The 603-nt window shown below is 39.6% G+C and carries 2 protein-coding genes; both read right to left on the bottom strand.

What is annotated here, in order from left to right; all coding sequences use genetic code 11:
- On the bottom strand, positions 1–200 hold a 200-nt coding region (locus EO244_RS17065), incomplete at its 3' end, for a hypothetical protein (RefSeq protein ID WP_206734605.1).
- A 192-nt stretch (positions 201–392) separates the two neighbouring features.
- A partial coding sequence (locus EO244_RS17060) for a hypothetical protein (RefSeq protein WP_206734604.1) occupies positions 393–603 on the bottom strand: 211 nt, incomplete at its 5' end.

The raw sequence follows: 603 nt of genomic DNA, 5'->3' as shown, positions 1-603 counted from the left end.
ACCTGCGATGGATTTACCTGATGCCAATAACCCGAAGTGGCAGTCACTCCGTGACTTGACTTCGGGCTAATGGGATTCGAGCCCTTTGGGCTCATTGCTGTGCAATCTTCAAACCGTAATGGGACAACTGGAGCCGGTTCCGAATGACTGTGATAAATTTTGGATCCTTTTCTTTCAGGAAACGAGCTAAGCAAATTCATAAACACCCGTTTTTTATAATAAGTGAATAAAAAAAGATAAGACCAGAGCTTGACCGAAATAAGAAATTATTAATCAATCGCGTCTTAAGAGATGGCATACTCGCAAATCCAATTTGATTACAGATTCCAATAGAAATATAAAACCACCAAATAGTTACTCTACAGAGTTGCTACATTTACATAGACAGTGAGTTAAGGTTTAATTATTTTAACAATCTTCGCATTTTGATTCACACAAGCTCTTTCAAGAATACACATTATCAAAGGCTTCTTCCTAAAAGACAAAACGATATTCATTCCATCGCTAATAAACACAGCGCCCTGATTAACTGCTGTACCTGCGATGGATTTACCTGATGCCAATAACCCGAAGTGGCAGTCACTCCGTGACTTGACTTCGGGC

The sequence above is a fragment of the Ancylomarina salipaludis genome (assembly GCF_004122035.1).
GTDB classification, from domain to species: Bacteria; Bacteroidota; Bacteroidia; order Bacteroidales; family Marinifilaceae; genus Ancylomarina; species Ancylomarina salipaludis.
This window is presented reverse-complemented; position numbering and strand designations above follow the sequence as displayed.